Annotated in this window: 15 protein-coding genes and 1 tRNA gene; 6 read left to right on the top strand and 10 right to left on the bottom strand. The window is 63.7% G+C overall.

Annotated features, from left to right (window positions below):
* Window positions 1-95 precede the first annotated feature (95 nt).
* A complete protein-coding gene (locus KYT87_RS25935; RefSeq protein WP_219991190.1) occupies window positions 96-950 on the top strand; it encodes an ABC transporter permease in 855 nt (284 codons plus the stop codon).
* A gap of 1 nt (window position 951) precedes the next feature.
* The gene (locus KYT87_RS25940; RefSeq protein WP_046806665.1) at window positions 952-1,773 is read left to right on the top strand and encodes an ABC transporter permease; all 822 of its coding nucleotides are present in this window, start codon (window positions 952-954) and stop codon (window positions 1,771-1,773) included.
* A 4-nt stretch (window positions 1,774-1,777) separates the two neighbouring features.
* Here the strand turns inward: KYT87_RS25940 and KYT87_RS25945 are convergent, their stop codons facing one another.
* The 5 genes from KYT87_RS25945 to KYT87_RS25965 are packed head-to-tail and all read right to left on the bottom strand — an operon-like array spanning window position 1,778 to window position 6,016.
* Window positions 1,778-2,734: a glyoxylate/hydroxypyruvate reductase A gene (locus KYT87_RS25945; protein ID WP_120157046.1), complete on the bottom strand. Its 957-nt coding sequence runs from the start codon at window positions 2,732-2,734 to the stop codon at window positions 1,778-1,780.
* Window positions 2,735-2,747: 13 nt separating this feature from the next.
* Complete coding sequence (locus tag KYT87_RS25950) at window positions 2,748-3,221, bottom strand: type II 3-dehydroquinate dehydratase (protein ID WP_143215501.1); 474 nt, start codon at window positions 3,219-3,221, stop codon at window positions 2,748-2,750.
* 12 nt (window positions 3,222-3,233) lie between these two features.
* Window positions 3,234-3,854, bottom strand: coding sequence for a glutathione S-transferase (locus tag KYT87_RS25955; RefSeq protein ID WP_120157048.1), 621 nt, complete (start codon window positions 3,852-3,854; stop codon window positions 3,234-3,236).
* Window positions 3,855-3,905: 51 nt separating this feature from the next.
* Window positions 3,906-4,904, bottom strand: coding sequence for an NAD(P)H-quinone oxidoreductase (locus tag KYT87_RS25960; protein WP_255593565.1), 999 nt, complete (start codon window positions 4,902-4,904; stop codon window positions 3,906-3,908).
* Window positions 4,905-4,912: 8 nt separating this feature from the next.
* On the bottom strand, window positions 4,913-6,016 hold the full coding sequence (locus tag KYT87_RS25965; protein WP_255593566.1) for an ABC transporter ATP-binding protein: 1,104 nt from the start codon (window positions 6,014-6,016) through the stop codon (window positions 4,913-4,915).
* 257 nt (window positions 6,017-6,273) lie between these two features.
* Here KYT87_RS25965 and KYT87_RS25970 point away from each other — a divergent pair, with 257 nt between their 5' ends.
* A complete protein-coding gene (locus KYT87_RS25970; RefSeq protein ID WP_219991192.1) occupies window positions 6,274-7,542 on the top strand; it encodes an NAD(P)/FAD-dependent oxidoreductase in 1,269 nt (422 codons plus the stop codon).
* Between the two features lie 50 nt (window positions 7,543-7,592).
* On the opposite strand, the gene KYT87_RS25975 is transcribed toward KYT87_RS25970, so the two are convergent.
* Both KYT87_RS25975 and KYT87_RS25980 read right to left on the bottom strand, forming a co-directional pair.
* The gene (locus tag KYT87_RS25975; RefSeq protein WP_104141810.1) at window positions 7,593-8,507 is read right to left on the bottom strand and encodes a 3-keto-5-aminohexanoate cleavage protein; all 915 of its coding nucleotides are present in this window, start codon (window positions 8,505-8,507) and stop codon (window positions 7,593-7,595) included.
* 13 nt (window positions 8,508-8,520) lie between these two features.
* Entirely contained in the window at window positions 8,521-9,735 is a 1,215-nt protein-coding gene (locus KYT87_RS25980) for an ABC transporter substrate-binding protein (RefSeq protein WP_219992785.1), read from the bottom strand.
* Window positions 9,736-9,884: 149 nt separating this feature from the next.
* On the opposite strand from KYT87_RS25980, the gene KYT87_RS25985 reads away from it, so the two are divergent.
* Complete coding sequence (locus KYT87_RS25985; RefSeq protein ID WP_223264681.1) at window positions 9,885-10,643, top strand: Crp/Fnr family transcriptional regulator; 759 nt, start codon at window positions 9,885-9,887, stop codon at window positions 10,641-10,643.
* Between the two features lie 26 nt (window positions 10,644-10,669).
* Here KYT87_RS25985 and KYT87_RS25990 read toward each other — a convergent pair whose 3' ends face one another.
* From KYT87_RS25990 to KYT87_RS26000, 3 genes are all read right to left on the bottom strand, one after another.
* Complete coding sequence (locus KYT87_RS25990) at window positions 10,670-11,896, bottom strand: type II toxin-antitoxin system HipA family toxin (RefSeq protein ID WP_219991193.1); 1,227 nt, start codon at window positions 11,894-11,896, stop codon at window positions 10,670-10,672.
* Window positions 11,896-12,321, bottom strand: a complete 426-nt coding sequence (locus KYT87_RS25995; RefSeq protein ID WP_370638736.1) for a helix-turn-helix domain-containing protein — start codon at window positions 12,319-12,321, stop codon at window positions 11,896-11,898. The genes KYT87_RS25990 and KYT87_RS25995 overlap by 1 nt, the downstream gene beginning before the upstream one ends.
* Window positions 12,322-12,585: 264 nt before the next feature.
* Window positions 12,586-12,659: transfer RNA gene (locus KYT87_RS26000), tRNA-Gly, on the bottom strand.
* A gap of 183 nt (window positions 12,660-12,842) precedes the next feature.
* Here KYT87_RS26000 and trmB point away from each other — a divergent pair.
* Window positions 12,843-13,667 (top strand): tRNA (guanosine(46)-N7)-methyltransferase TrmB, encoded by an 825-nt coding sequence (gene trmB / locus KYT87_RS26005; protein ID WP_219991194.1) that lies wholly within the window; start codon window positions 12,843-12,845, stop codon window positions 13,665-13,667.
* The gene (gene pip, locus KYT87_RS26010) at window positions 13,667-14,608 is read left to right on the top strand and encodes a prolyl aminopeptidase (RefSeq protein WP_120157051.1); all 942 of its coding nucleotides are present in this window, start codon (window positions 13,667-13,669) and stop codon (window positions 14,606-14,608) included. Before trmB ends, pip begins: the two co-directional genes overlap by 1 nt.
* Window positions 14,609-14,614: the final 6 nt, after the last annotated feature.

The following is a 14,614-nucleotide window of genomic DNA, read 5'->3' on the forward strand; positions in this document are numbered from 1 at the left end:
CGCGCGCCGTCGCGCCGCCCGTGTCCCGGCCACGCCTGTGGCGGGACACGGGCATTTCCACACCGCATCCCCGCACTTGGAAGTGACCACGACCTATGAATACGCGTTCCAGTTTGCGAGGCTGGTTGATCTCGCCCGCCGGCCTTGTGGCGGTTTGCATCTGTGTGTCGATGGCGGCGGTGCTGCAATTCAGCGTGCGCGCCTTCATCCCCGGCTCGTTGGAAGTGGGCGGGCTGACGCTGGAGAACTTCACCGGCCTGGGCAAGTCGGTCTACCTGTCCGCCTTCGCCAACACGCTGCTGCTTAGTATCGAAACCACGATCTGCTCTTTGCTGGTGGCGTACCCGCTGGCCTACGCAATGGTGCGGGTGCGTCAGCGGGTGCTGAAGTCGTTCATCCTGATCGTGTCGATCACGCCGCTGTTCCTGGGTGAAATCGTGCGCACGTATTCGTGGATCATCGTGCTGGGCAATAACGGGTTCATCAATACGGTGCTGCGCAAGATCGGGCTGATCGACCTGCCGCTGAACCTGATGTTCACGCACCTGGGTGTGCTGATCGCGCTGGTGCACGTGACGATACCGGTCGTGGTGCTGATGCTGGCCACCGCCATTTCGCACATCAATCGCGATTTTGAAAAGGCCGCGCAAAGCCTGGGCGCCGGACCCGTGCGCACGTTCATCACGGTGACGTTGCCGCTGTCCATGCCGGGCATCATCGCCAGCATCACCACGTCGTTCGCGTGGACGTTCAGCGCGTTCGCCACGCCGCAGATGATCGGCGGCGGCCGCGTGCCCACGGTATCGACGCTGGTTTACCAACTGGGTTTTTCGTCGATGAATTTTCCCCTGGCCGCGAGCCTGAGCGTTGCCGGCCTGACCTTGACGGTTGTGTCGCTGATGCTGCTCGGCCGGGCAACCAAGCGGCTCAACGCAATGGGAGCGCACTAGCATGGCCATCAAACATTCCCTGCCCTTGCCGCTGCGCATCGGCGCCCCTTTGCTCGTTACGCTGATCCTGGCGTTTGTGTTGCTGCCCGTGGTGGTGGTCACGGTGGCGTCCTTCAATGACAAGGCGCTGCTGACGTTTCCCCCTGAAACCTGGTCGCTGCGCTGGTTCGAACGCGTGTTCACCTATCCAGACTTCCAGCAGGGTTTCCGTGCCAGCCTGATCGTGATGTTCTGGGCCTCGTTGCTGGCGCTGTTCATCGGCACCGCGCTGGCTATCGCGGTCAAGCGCATGGGGTTTCCGGGCAAGGACATGCTGCAAGCGGTGTTGCTGTCGCCGCTGGTGATTCCGCATTTCACCTTGGGGCTGGGGCTGCTGATCCTGGTGGCGCAATTTGATATGGACCGTGGCTACGGCTTGGTGATTCTGTGCCACGTGATGCTGGTGCTGCCGTTCGTGATGCGCAGCGTCTACGTTTCCATGGAGAACATCGACGAACGTCTGGAACAGGCGGCGGCCAGCCTGGGCGCGTCGCCCTTGAAGGTGATGTTCACGGTGACGGTGCCCTTGCTGGCGCCAGGCCTGTTCGGCGGCTGGCTGTTCGCAGCCATCATGTCGTTTGGAGAGTTCACCGCGTCGCTGTTCGTGACGACGCAGTTGACGCAGACGCTGCCGGTGTCGATGTACAACTACGTGCGCGAATTTGCCGACCCGACCCTGGCGGCGTTATCGGTGGTCTACATCGTGGTGACGGCCACCCTGCTGGCCGTGGCCAATGCCTTCCTGGGCCTGGGCAAGATCCTGAATATCGAAGACACCGACTAGGCGTTCAATACCCGCGCGCCGGGTCGATCTGATTTGCCGGGGCATCGCCATGCGACACACGGGCGATGTTCTCGGCGATCTGCGCCGCCGCCGATGCCGGGATGGCAACCGACGCCAGATGCGGGGTGATCAGCACATTGTCCATGCGCCACAGCGGGTCGTCACCGGGCAAGGGTTCGCGTTCGAAGACGTCCAGCGTTGCCGCGCCGATATGGCCGCTTTGCAGCAGCGCCGTCATGGCTGCCTGGTCCACCAGGGCGCCGCGCGCTACGTTGATCAACGCGGCGCCACGCGGCAGCTTTTCCAGCCGCGCTCGGTTCAGCAGGCCTCGCGTTTGCGGCGTCAGCGGCAGCATGACGACCAGAATGTCCGCCTGCGAAATGACCGCGTCCAGCGTCTCCATGCCCGCATGGCATTGCACGCCGGCTATCTGGCGCGGGCTGCGCGACCAACCCAGCACGGTAAGCCCCTGGCGTTGCAGTTCGTGCGCGGCGCAGGCGCCGAGCTCGCCCAGGCCCAGCACCGCCACGCGCGTGTCCTCCGGCGAACGGGGATGCCGATACGCCCATTCGCCACGGCGCTGAGCTTGTTCAAACCACGGAATGTCGCGCGCGTGGCGCAGCGTGGCGAACAGCACGTAGCCTGCCATCATGCGCGCCATCCGCGGATCGGTGATGCGTGTGATGGGAACGCCGGCGGGCAGATCGGTGCGGCCCACCAGCGAATCCACGCCCGCCCCCAGGTTGACGATCAGGCGCAGGTTGGGCATGCGGTCGAAGAAGCCCGCGGGCGGCTTCCAGGCCAGCGCGTAATGGATGTCGGCGGGGTCGTCGATGTCGTCGGCGTGCAGCACGCGCAAATGCGGCATGCGCGCTTGCAGTGCCTGTTTCCAGGCCGAGAAGTCATCGAACTGGCTGTAGAAAACCATCGCGCCCGAGGGCGTCGTATTGCTGGCGTTCATGGAAATGGCCTTATCAAGCGGTGCGCGCGATCAGGCGCGCCATGGCGTCGATGGCCAGCTCGTAGCCCTCGCCGCCCAGCCCCGCGATGACGCCGTCGGCCGCCTTGGAAATATAGGAATGATGGCGAAACGCTTCGCGCCGCCAGATGTTGCTCATGTGGACTTCAATAATGCGGCCGGGAAACGACAGCAGCGCATCCAGGATAGGGATCGACGAATACGTCAGCCCGGCGGCGTTGATGATGATGCCCTGGGCGTCGCCGCGCGCTTCTTGAATCCAATCGATCAGCTGGCCTTCATGGTTCGATTGCACGAAATTCAGCGTCAGGCCCAGGCTGGCCGCCTTGCGCTCGCAACGCTCGCGCAACGCGGGAAAGCTCTCGGTGCCGTAGGTCTTGTTGGCGTCCAGCCCGTACAGATTGGCGTTGGGCCCGTTCAGAAACCAGACGGTGGCGGCGGTTTGCATAGCGGCGGTGGGTTCGGTCATGGTGGTACGGTTTTAGGCTTCATGGGGAAGGGTTGCCTGCATGGCGGGCAACGTACGAAACGCGGCTTCCCATTGCGCGGCGCCGGGATGGCGGGCGCGCCAATCGATTTCAGGAAAGCGAAAATCCAGGTAACCCAGCGCGCAGCCCAAGGTCACCTCGCCGATGGTGGGCGCCTGTGTTGCCAGCGCGGGCGCCTGTTGCTCGATCTGATCCAGGCAGGCAGCTACCTTCACCAGTTGCGCGTCGCGCCAGGCGGCGTATTGATATTCGGACGGCCGCGCCGTGCGCTCGTAGCGTGCCAGCAAGGCCGCGTCCAAGAGGCCATCGCCCAGCGCCTGTTGCGCCAGGGCAAGCCAGCGGCGCGGCCCGATGTCGGGAAACAGACCGGCCTGGGGCGCCAGGTGGGCCAGGTATTCGCAGATGACGCGGCTGTCGTAAAGCGCATGGCCATCGGCCAGGATCAGCGTCGGCACCTTGGCCAAGGGGTTGTGGGCCGCGATGCGATCGTCGCGTCGGATGGGGTTTGCCGCGCTGTCCAGCCACTGGATCTGGTCCGCCACGCCCGCCAGGTGGGCGCAGACCATCACTTTGCGGACGTAGGGCGACGTGGGCGCGTAAAGCAGCTTGAACATAGAAGACCATGCCTTTGTCGCGCGTGCGACAGGAACCAGGGATCCAGGGAATCAAGGACGCAGCACGACCTTGCCGAACACGTCGCCCGCCTCCAGCATGCGGTGCGCGTGCGCCGCCTGGGACAGCGGCAGGCTTGCATGGACGCGCGGCGTGATGCGCCGGTCCGCCAGCAGCGGCAGCACATGGCGCGCGATGGCCTGCCCCATTCGCGTTTTCTCGGCCGCGCTTTGCGGCCGCAGCGTCGACGAGTGCAGGCTCAGTTGTTTTTGCATCAGGGTCAGCAGGTCCAGCGTCACCACCGACCCTTGCAGGAAGGACAGGCTGACGTGGCGACCGCCAAACGCCAGCGCCTGAAGGTTGCGTTGCACGTAGTCGCCTCCCACCATATCCAGCACTACGTCCACACCGCGCCCCTGCGTGGCGTCCAGACAGGCCTGCACGAAATCCGTATCGCGATAGCAGACCGCCCGTGCCGCGCCCATCTCGCGCAGCGCCGGCAAGCGATCCACGCGGCCCGCCGTGGCGATGACGGTGGCGCCCGCCGTATACGCCATGCGGACGGCCAGCGTGCCGATGCCGCCGGCCGCGCCGTGCACCAGCACCGTTTGGCCCATGCGAAGGCGTCCCAGCTCAAACAGGTTGTGCCACACGGTGTACAGGCCTTCGGGCAAGGCGGCCGCCGCGTCGTCGTCCAGGCAGTCCGGCACGGCCAGCGAATGGTCGACTCGCGCTACGCACCAGGGCGCGTAGCCGCCGCCGGGCAACAGGCTCATCAACCGTTGCCCCAGCAGCGCCGTCGGCACACCCGGCCCTGTCGCGGCCACGTCGCCGCACGCCTCCAGGCCCAGCACATCGGTGACGCCGTCGGCGGGTTTGGCCAGCCCTTGCCGCTGCATGATGTCGGGCCGATTGACGCCCGCCGCGCGCACGCGCAACAGCACTTCGCCCGGGCCGGGGGTCGGCACCGGCCGGGTTGCCAGCGTCAGCACGCCGGCATCGCCGGGCTCGCGGGCGACGATGGCCTGCATGGTGGTGGGGATAGCGGTCATGGCCGGCGTTACGACACGTTGAAGACGCTGATGCCCTGGCCGGGCAGCGCCAGCCCGGTCACCGCACCCACCGGCCATTGCCGCAAGGCGTCCAGCCCCGCGCTGCGCACCATGACGCGCTGATGCCCGGCCACCGGGATGTCGACGTCGATGTAGGAATCGATGTGATCGCCCTGGAACACATGGTTCACGACCGTGCCGCTCAAGACCGATTCACTATGCAGGTTTTCCAGCCGGATCTGTTCGGGCCGCACGTAGATGTCCAGCCGCCGGCCTTCGTGCGAGCCGCCCACCAGCCGGTCTCGCGCCACGCGGATCAAGCCCGCGCCCAGGCGCAGCAAGAGGCCGTCGGGGTCCGAGCCGTGATAGTGCGCGGGCAGAATATTCACATCGCCCAGGAACGAGGCCACGAACGGGTCCTGCGGATTGCGGTAAAGCTCGTCGGGCGTGGCGATCTGGCGGATGACGCCGCTGGACATCACCGCGATGCGATCCGACATGGCCAGCGCCTCGCCCTGGTCATGGGTGACAAACACCGTCGTCACGCCCAGCTTGCGCTGGATCTCCCGGATCTCGACCTGCATGGCGCCGCGCAGCCCCTTGTCCAGCGCCGAGAACGGCTCGTCCAGCAACAACACCTTGGGGCGAATCACCAAGGCGCGCGCCAAGGCCACGCGTTGCTGTTGGCCGCCGGACAATTCGCGCGGGCGGCGTTCGCCCAGGCCGTCCAGCTTGACCAGCGCCATCGCCTCCTGCACACGCTGGGCGATCTCGTCGGCCGGCATCCGGCGCATGCGCAGGCCGTAGCCGATGTTGCGCGCCACCGTCATGTGCGGAAACAGCGCGTAGTTCTGGAACACCATGCCGATCTGCCGCTGATACGGAGGCGTGTCCGTCACCAGCTGGTCTTCGATGAAGATCTCGCCGTTGTCCGCTTGCGCGAACCCCGCGATCAGGTTCAACAGCGTGGTCTTGCCGCAGCCTGAAGGCCCCAGCAAAGTCAGGAATTCACCGCGCCGGATCTTCAGCGACAGCTCATGCAACACCGTTTGCTGGCGGTATTTCTTGACCACTCCTTCCAGGCTTACCGCGCTGGACGATTTTGGGGACATGGGGCTGTTCTGCATGGCGGCTCTGTCTGTTGCGCGATGCTTTGCAGAATACGCCGAAGGGGGTGCGCCGGCCGTTTGTGGATATTGATGCGGTCCATCGGAAAAAACGAAACGAGGCGCCGGACCGGCCCCGGCCGAGTGATTTGCTTTTTCCTAAGCCCAGCGTCCAAAAAACCAAGTTATCAAGCCCTGGTATCTGGCTCACACTGCGCCGCATCGAAGCATGAACGTGGTCTTGAACCTACTTAGGAAACGCAATGTCAGTGGAAAAAACCAATACCTTGGTGATCGGCGCGGGCCAGGCCGGCATCGCGATGAGTGAGCACCTGGGCGCGATGGGCATTGACCACATCGTGCTGGAACGCAAACGCATCGCCGAGCGTTGGCGTTCTGAACGCTGGGACTCGCTGGTCGCCAATGGCCCCGCCTGGCACGACCGCTTTCCCAGCCTGAAGTTCGACGATATCGGCGCGGATGTGTTTCCACCGAAGGAACGCATGGCGCAGTATTTCGAGGACTACGCCAGGATGATCCACGCCCCCGTGCGCACCGGGGTCGAGGTGCTGCGCGTGACGCGCAACCAGAAGCGCCCGGGCTTTACCGTCACCACGTCGGACGGGGTGTTCGAAGCGTTGCACGTCGTCACCGCCACCGGCGCGTTTCAGATTCCCAGCTACCCGGCCATCGTTCCCGACGGTGCCGGCATTCAGCAAGTGCATTCGTCCGCCTACAAAAACCCGGGCCAGTTGGTGGACGGCGCGGTGCTGGTGGTGGGCGCGGGCGCTTCCGGTTCGCAGATTGCCGAAGAACTGCGACGCGCCGGGCGCACGGTGTACCTGTCCGTGGGCGAACACTACCGCCCGCCCCGCTCGTATCGCGAACGCGATTACTGCTGGTGGCTGGGCGCGCTGGGCATGTGGGACGAGGTCAAGAAAAAGCCCAAGCGCGAGCACGTTGCCTTTGCGGTCAGCGGCTACGACAACGGCAAGACCATCGACTTTCGGCGGCTGGCGCACGCGGGCATCCAGCTGGTCGGCATCACCCAACGCTTTGACAATGGCGTGATGACGTTTGAAGAAGGGCTGGCCAGGAACATCGCGCAAGGCGACGCGGACTACTTCGAGGTGCTGCGCGAAGCCGACGCCTACATCGAACAAAATGGCCTGGACCTGCCGCCCGAACCCGACGCCTGGCAGTTGCTGGACGACCCCGAATGCTTGACGCACCCCATTCTTAGCCTGGACCTGGCGCAGGCCGGCATCAAGAGCATCGTCTGGGCAACCGGCTTCAAGGTGGACTACCGCTGGATGGAAGTGGACGTCTTCGACGACAACGGCTATCCCGTGCACAAGCGCGGCATCACCGGTGAAAAAGGCATCTACTTTCTGGGCCTGCCAAACCAGTCAAACCGGTCTTCATCGTTCATCTGGGGCGTGTGGCACGACGCGAAGTACATCGCGGACCATATCGGAATACACCTGGATTATCTGGCGTACGAGAAAAACGGGGGCATGCCCGGGCGGTGAATCCGTTTGGCCCGGGCATGGGTCCTGTGATCTTGCGACCACAGATCCGATCACACCGAAAACTCGGGCCGGATACCGCTTTGCAGGGGCAGCCCCAGGATCTCGCGCGCTTCGGCGGGCGTGGCGGGTTCCATGTCCATTTCGCGGATGATGCGCACGATGCGCTCGGTCAGTTGCACGTTGGTGGCCAGCTCGCCGTGGCGGTAGTACAGGTTGTCTTCCAGGCCCACGCGTGCATGGCCGCCCAGCAGCAAGGCGCTGATGTTGGCTTCCAGTTGCGACGGGCCGATGCCGCTGACGCAAAAGATGCTGTTCTTGGGCAGCAGGTCCACCATCATCTGTAAATGGCGCGGCGAGAACGGCATCGCATTCTGAAAATTGCGGTGCACGTTCATGACCAGGTTGATGAAATGCGGCCCTTCGTCCAGGCCTTCATCGATCAACGTGGTGGCGTCTTGCAGGATGTGCGTGGGGCTGAAGACCTCCCATTCGGGCTTGATGCCGCGCGCCTTCATGCCGGCCGCCAGTTCGCGCGCCTTGGTCAGCGGCGTGTTCATCAGGTATTCGCGATCGCCAAACGCCAGGTTCAGCGTGGTGGCGTCCAGCGTGCACATTTCGGCGCCGGCATCCATGCCTTTCAGCCGTTCTTCCCACAGGATTTCCCAGGTGCCCGGCGACGTTTCCTTGACCATGTCGCCATGCACGCCGCCGCCGGTGGAGTTGTTCAGCACGATGTCGCAGCGTTCGCGGATGCGCTGGTTCATGTCGCGATAGATCGCCGCATCGCACGTCGCCTGGTCGTCGGGCCGGCGCGCATGCAGCGCCACCACGCTGGCGCCCGCGTTGTAGCAGCGGTAAACGTCCTCGGCGATCTCTGCCGGCTGCGTGGGCAGATGCGGGTTCTGGGTCTTGAATGCCATGCCCCCGGTTGGGGCGATGGTTACGATGACTTTGCGTTTGGCCATGGCGGTCTCCGGTTCATTTCCACAGCGTGCAGCGGCTTTCCGACTGCTTGGTGAAGGCCTCGTTGCCGTCGATGGTTTGCAGCACCTTGAAGTAATCCCAAGGCTGCTTGGACTCGTCCGGCGTCTTCACTTGCAGCAGGTACATGTCGTGCACGACACGGCCGTCGGGGCGCACCACGCCGTCCTTGATGTAGATGTCGTTCAGCTTGTTCTGGCGCAGATACGCCAGCACGCGGTCGGCGTCATCGGTGCCGGTGGCCTTGACGGCGCGCAGGTATTGCAGCGCGGCGGAATAGTCGGCGGCTTGCAGCGACGACGGCATGGCGTTGCGGCGTTCGAAAAACTTCTGAGCCCAGGCGCGCGTGGCGTCCGACGCATTCCAGTACCAGCTGTCGGTCAGGTACATGCCTTGCGTGGCGGGCAGGCCCATGGCGTGGATGTCGTTGATGAACATGATCATGCCCGCCAGCCGCATCGTCTTGGTCACGCCGAATTCATTGGCGGCCTTGATCGCATTCGTGGCGTCCGCGCCGGCATTGGCCAAGGCAAGAATGTCCGCCTTGCTGCCCTGCGCCTGCAACAAAAACGACGAAAAATCGCTGGCCGACAAGGGGTGCTTGACCGCGCCCACCACCTTGCCGCCGCCCGCCTCGACCACCTTCGTCGTATCGGCTTGCAGCGCATTCCCAAAGGCGTAATCGGCCGTCAGGAAGTACCAGCTTTTACCGCCCGCCTTGACCACGGCGGCGCCCGTGCCCCGCGCCTGCGCGACGGTGTCGTACGCGTAGTTCAGCGTGTAGGGCGTGCATTGCTCGTTGGTCAGCGCGGGCGCGCCGGCACCCACCACGATGATGGGTTTCTTCTTGTCGGCCGCCACCTGAGACATGGCCAGCGCGGTGCTGGAATTGGTGCCGCCGATCAGCATGTCCAGGCCGCGCTGATCGAACCATTCACGCGCCTTGGCCGAGGCGATGTCCGCCTTGTTCTGGTGGTCCGCCGTCAACAGTTCGATTTTCTTTCCGTTGATCTCGCCACCCATTTCTTCGATGGCCATCTTGATGGCTTCGGCGCCGCCGGGGCCGTCGGGGCCCGAGTACACGCCGGACAGGTCGGTGATGAATCCGATTCGAATGACATCGTCCGAAATCTGGGCGTGGGCGGCGCCCGCGTGCAGCAGCGACACGGCGACGCCGCAGGCGAGCGCGCCGCCGGACATGATGCGTGGCATTGACAACATACCTGTCTCCTCTTATGTTTTTTGGCTCTTGATGCCTCAACTATTCTGGGACCGCCCCCTGGCCCGTACAGTCATCATGGTGACAAAGCGGCCTAGGGTTTACCTGAGCGCCTTCCCCCTTTTGGTTTAACGGAGTAACCATGCGTGCATCCACCGCAAGCGCAGGCAGCCAGACCGGTGCTCCCGGGCGCCAGCCGGCCGCATGTCCGGTGGACAGGATGTTGAGCGTTGTGCCCTGGTACAACGGCTTGCCCGAACTTGAACGCAATCTGGTCCGCTCGGAATTGCGCACGGTGTCGCTGGCCACCGGCGAATATCTTTTTCGCGCGGGGTCGAAGTCGCTGGGGTGGTACGGCGTGGTCGAAGGGCTGGTGAAATGGACGTCGCCGGGTGCGAACGGCAAGTGCCTGTCGCTGGCCGGTTTCAGCATCGGCAGCTGGTTCGGCGAAGCCACGATGCTGCGCCGCGAGCGCTTCGAATATGAGGTCGTGGCGCTGCGCCCCAGCCGCATCGTGATCCTGCCGCGCGACACCTGCGAACGGCTGTGGAATCACAACATCGAATTCACCAAGGCCGTGACGATGCATTTGGCGCAGCGCGTCAATTGGCTGATGGCCTGCTACACCGGCAACGTATTGCTGGATGTCGACACCACCGTAGCCCGCGCCGTGGCGGCGCAATTCGATGCCGAACGCCATGCCGATACGCAGGGGCGTTTGAAGATATCCCAGGAAGAAATCGCCAGCCTGTGCGGCGTGTCCCGCCAACGCTGCAACGCCGCCCTGACCAGGCTGGCACGCGCGGGTGTGCTACGAACGCACTACGGCGGCATGACGATATTGGATAAGGATGCGCTGTATCGGCGGGCGATGATCGAGGATGATGCCGGCAATCGATAGCAGCCTGCCGAGGCTGGGCAATGCCTTCATAGAAATGCCGGCTCAAAATCCGTCAAGCCGGAGCGTTGCATGCCCAGCCCCTTTGCCACCTCGCGCCAGCTATCCACCGCCTGAGCCACCTCTGTCCAGATTGCAGCTGCTTTCTGCGCATCCAGCCTGAAATAGGCGGCACCCTCCATCAGCATGGCGCGGCTGTCGATTGGCCCCGAATCCTCGGTCAGCCATGTCTTGCTCTCGCGACGGTCGCCAGGCATCGGATTCAAGTCAAACGCCGGCGACAATCGCCATCCATGGTTGCGCGCGTCGTACAGCAGACCCGTATTCCGCAAATGATCATCGGTATTGCAGATCAGAAAATTGAAAGCCAGGCGTCGCCACAACTGGTGGATATCGGCAATAGGGTTGGCGCCGCTCTGCAACAGAACATCCACCAATTCGGTATACGCATGCACCGTGTCCCGGCCATCGGATTGCAGCATTGTCGCGGCGGACACGTAGGGGATGCGCCCGCCATTGTCGGTACGGTCAAAACGCCGAATAATGGCCACCGCCGTTCCGTCAACAACCGCCACACGCGCAACTGCCGTATTGACGCCAGCCTTGCTGGCAAGATGCATTGCCATCACTTCGCCACGGATAATGTCGCGCTGATCCGCCTGGCTAGGAAACTTGCCCAAGGCTAAACGTCCATCGTGGTCTAACACCGTCGATTTGGGCCGGGCTCCGCCAAGCGAGGTGCCCTGCCCCAGCAGGTATTGCAGGTCCTGCTCGCTCTCCGTTCCGGCCTCTAGCGCTCGGGCGGCTCGCACAACGTTATCCAGCTTCAGCAATGGCGGCACTTTTCCATGCGTGTCGTCGGCGCGAAGATAGATTTGAGCGGAAGGGTCAAACAAACGCAGCGCCCCGACACGGGCCTCGTCGTCAACCCATAGCAAGAAGTCGACAGGCTCGAGCGCAGGCGTGTCCCGGTCTTTCTGCCGGAACCTCGCATGCGCGCGCCGGATTACACGCTCGCCCCAGGAGTCGGGCGCAGTGTCTTCCAGCGCACGAAAAAACGTCTGTTCAGGATGTTGGATGCCCGAGACGGGCAACAGGTCGGGCGATAGCGTGAAAAAACGCGGGCTTTGCAGCCAACGCTCGTCGTACTGGAACGCGCTGCGCTTGCCGTTACCCAAATACAGCCGTCCTACCACTTGCCCGCTGGAACCCAGATGAACCTCCAGGTCTCCACGCCGGATCACCTTCGGCGCCATCAGAAACCCTCCAGCTCTTCGTTGTCATTCGTCGATTGGGTTTGCCCGGGCTGAGAATCGGACATGCCCAATTTTCGGCCACGCGATGTGCGAACCCGCTGCGGCAAATTTTCACGCATCAGCGCCATGCCAAGCGCGTCCTTTTCCATGGCCAAAACCTCGGCCACGGCGTCCAGGCGCCCAAGCACATGCAACGCGCGCAGGAAGGTGTGCAGGGCGGTGCCGGGATAGCCGTCTTCCATGCGCCTGACGGTACTAAGTGAGGTTCCAATGCGCTCGGCCAAGTCTTCCTGACTTAGCCGGCGCATACGGCGAGCGGACGAGATGTCCTGTCCCAGGCGATGCAGTGCACGCTCGACGGGGCGCGGCATAGCAACACGGTGCTCGGCAGATTTTGGGGTGGAAGGCACGGGGTTCTTGGTCAAATATGAAGGCAAATTGCCCATAGACGGTCATATATGAACATATCGCGGTCCACCAGACAAGCAAGTCCCGTTAACTATTCAAATATGAGGTTTAAATTGATTCATAGATTCATATTTGGCTGACTGCGCTTGCGACGGTTCGGTTTGGCGATATGACAACTACGCCTTCAACGTGCCGCCGGACGCAAGGGGCGGGCACGAGCGTCGACGGGCGTCAAACAGACGGGATCGATCGTCGCGCGAATAGCGTGCAAGCCTGGGAGTTGGAGCGGGTGAAGGGAATCGAACCCTCGTATGAAGCTTGGGAAGCTGCCGTTCTACCATTGAACTACACCCGCTCGGGTGTCGTGCCAGGGCGCGGGTCCCTGGCAGAGTCGGCGATTATAGCGCGGCTTTTTTTGGATTCGGGCAGGAATTTTGGCTTGCCGCCGCGCTTGCGGGTCGGGGCGGATTAATACGTCCCTTATTTAGTGCATCCGACCGACTCCGCCGGCCGGCACCTGCCACTACAATTCGGGGCTATGAATACGAACAACCCCGCGGACAAGCCCGCGACGCCCCCCGTGAACCCCTCCGACACGACCGCCGATTCCTCTGCTTCGGCGCCCACCGCCGCCGCCGTTTCCCCCGAGACGCAGGCTGCGCTGGCCAGCACCGCGCATGCGCCGAACAGCCCCGGCGCGACGCATATCCGCAGCTTTGTGCACCGCCGTGGCCACATCACCCAAGGTCAGTTGGCCGCGCTGGAACGGTTGATGGGCGAATGGTCCATTCCGTACGCGCCCCGCCGCCTGGACCCCGCCGCCGCGTTTGGCCGACAAGCGCCGACGGTGCTGGAGATTGGTTTCGGCATGGGCGAGACCACCGAGAAGATCGCGCTGGCGCGTCCGGACGACAACTTCCTGGGCGTGGAAGTGTTCAACGCCGGCGTCGGCTCGCTGCTGCGCCGCATTGAAGATTCCAAGATTCAGAACCTGCGCATCATCCAGCACGACGCGGTCGAGGTCGTGCGCGACATGATCGCGCCGGATTCGCTGGCCGGCGTGCACGTGTACTTTCCGGACCCGTGGCCCAAGAAGCGCCATCACAAGCGCCGCTTGCTGCAACCGGCCTTCGTGTCGCTGCTGGCCAGCCGCATCGCGCCGGGCGGCTACATCCATTGCGCCACCGACTGGGAAGACTACGCGGTGCAGATGCTGGAAGTGCTTAGCGGCGAACCGCTGTTGGCCAATACGGTCGACGGCTACGCGCCGCGCCCCGATTACCGCCCCCTGACCAAATTCGAGACACGCGGCCTGCGCCTGGGCCACGGCGTCTGGGACCTGATCTTCAAGCGAGTCGCCTGATGCTCTATCCGCCGATCGAACCCTACCGCCACGGCATGCTGGATACCGGAGACGGACACCAGATTTATTGGGAAATGTCGGGCAATCCGAACGGCAAGCCCGCCGTGTTCCTGCATGGCGGGCCTGGCAGCGGTTGTTCGCCCGTGCATCGCCAGCTGTTCGATCCGCAGCGCTACAACGTGCTGCTGTTCGATCAGCGTGGTTGCGGAAGGTCCAAGCCGCATGCCAGCCTGGACAACAACACGACCTGGCATCTGGTGTCCGACATCGAGCGCCTGCGCACCGAAATCATGGGCGCGGAAAAGTGGTTGGTGTTTGGCGGATCGTGGGGTTCGACGTTGGCGCTGGCGTATGCGCAGACGCACCCGTCGCACACCAGCGAGTTGATCGTGCGCGGCATCTTCGGTTTGCGGCGCGCGGAAATCCAGTGGTTCTACCAGGAAGGCGCGTCGTGGCTGTTTCCGGATCGGTGGGAAGAATATCTGGCGCCCATTCCCCAAGCCGAGCGCGGCGACCTGGTCGCGGCGTATCACAAGCGGCTCACGGGCGATGATCCGGCCGAGCAGTTGCGCGCGGCCAAGGCGTGGAGCAAATGGGAAGACAGCACCATCACGCTGCTGCCCAGCCCGCGCCATCAGCAAAGCCACGCCGCCGACCGCGCCGCGCTGGCGTTTGCCCGCATCGAAAACCATTACTTCGTGAACGCGGGCTTCATGGAAGAAGGCCAGCTGATTCGCGACGCGCACAAGCTGCGCGGCATACCTGGCACCATCGTGCAGGGCCGCTACGACGTCTGCACGCCCGCGCGTACGGCCTGGGACCTGCATCGCGCCTGGCCCGAAGCGGACTTTCACCTGGTGCCCGACGCGGGCCACGCCTTTGATGAACCCGGCACGCTGGCGCGCCTGATCGCCGCCACCGACGCTTACGCAAAACAGTGAGGACAC

The organism is Achromobacter sp. ES-001 (assembly GCF_019448355.1).
In the GTDB taxonomy this organism is placed as follows: Bacteria; Pseudomonadota; Gammaproteobacteria; order Burkholderiales; family Burkholderiaceae_B; genus Achromobacter; species Achromobacter spanius_B.